Annotated in this window: 1 protein-coding gene; it reads right to left on the bottom strand. The window is 67.0% G+C overall.

Annotated elements, in window-relative coordinates:
- The coding region (gene rpoB, locus ACWEKR_RS35540; RefSeq protein ID WP_452358238.1) for a DNA-directed RNA polymerase subunit beta at nucleotides 1-1,614 on the bottom strand (1,614 nt) is incomplete at both ends.

Genomic DNA, 1,614 nt, shown 5'->3' with positions numbered 1-1,614 from the left:
CCGCTGCGACAGGATGATCGCGTCCTCGTAGTTGTGACCCTCCCACGGCATGATCGCCACCAACAGGTTCTTACCCAGCGCCATCTCACCGTTCTCGGTGCACGGACCATCGGCCAGCACCTGACCGCGCTCCACCCGCTGCCCCTCGTCCACGATCGGACGCTGGTTGGCACACGTGCCCTGGTTGGACCGCGCGAATTTGCGCATCCGGTAGGACTTGCGGGTGCCGTCGTCGGCCATCACGGTGACGTAGTCGGCGGAGACCTCCTCGACCACACCGGCCTTCTCGTTCACCACGACGTCGCCCGCGTCCACGGCCGCGCGCAGCTCCATGCCGGTGCCGACGATCGGCGCCTCGGAACGGATCAGCGGAACCGCCTGACGCTGCATGTTCGCGCCCATCAGGGCGCGGTTGGCGTCGTCGTGCTCGAGGAACGGGATCATCGCCGTCGCGACCGACACCATCTGGCGCGGCGAGACGTCCATGAAGTCGACCTCGGTGGCCGCGACGAGCTCGTTCTCCTCGTTGCCGCGGCGGCACAGCACCCGGTCCTCGAGGAAGCGGCCGTCCGCGTCGACCGGCGAGTTCGCCTGGGCGCGCACGTGGCGGTCCTCTTCGTCGGCGGTCAGGTAGACCACCTCGTCGGTGACCCGGCCGTCGACGACCCTGCGGTACGGGGTCTCGATGAAACCGAACGGATTGACCCGCGCGTACACCGACAGCGAGCCGATCAGGCCGATGTTCGGGCCTTCCGGGGTCTCGATGGGGCACATCCGGCCGTAGTGCGACGGGTGGACGTCACGGACTTCCAGACCGGCGCGCTCACGGGACAGACCACCGGGGCCCAGCGCCGACAGGCGGCGCTTGTGGGTCAGGCCCGACAGCGGGTTGTTCTGGTCCATGAACTGCGACAGCTGGGAGGTTCCGAAGAACTCCTTGATCGCGGCGACGACCGGACGGATGTTGATCAGGGTCTGCGGCGTGATCGCCTCGACGTCCTGCGTGGTCATCCGCTCGCGGACCACGCGCTCCATGCGGGAGAGGCCGACCCGGATCTGGTTCTGGATCAGCTCGCCGACGGTGCGCAGGCGACGGTTGCCGAAGTGGTCGATGTCGTCCACTTCCACCGGGACCTCGACGCCACCGGGGGCGGTCATGGTCTTGTCACCCGAGTGCAGGCGCACCAGGTATTCGATGGTGTTGACGATGTCTTCCTTCGTCAGCACCGAACCGACGACCTGCTCGCCCACGTGGATGCCGAGCTTCTTGTTGATCTTGTAGCGGCCGACCCGCGCCAGGTCGTAGCGCTTCTCCTTGAAGAACAGGTTCTCCAGCAGGGTCTGCGCCGACTCCTTGGTCGGCGGCTCACCCGGACGCAGCTTGCGGTAGATGTCCAGCAGCGCCTCGTCCTGACCGGCGGTGTTGTCCTTCTCCAGGGTCGACATCATGATCTCGGAGAAGCCGAAGCGCTCGACGATCTCCTCGGTGGTCCAGCCCAGCGCCTTGAGCAGCACGGTGACCGGCTGGCGGCGTTTGCGATCGATGCGCACACCCACGGTGTCGCGCTTGTCCACGTCGAACTCCAGCCACGCACCACGCGACGGGATGACCCG

This window comes from Nocardia sp. NPDC004573 (genome assembly GCF_053602135.1).
The sequence above is the reverse complement of the archived record's forward strand: the minus strand, read 5'-3'. Positions and strand labels throughout refer to the sequence as shown.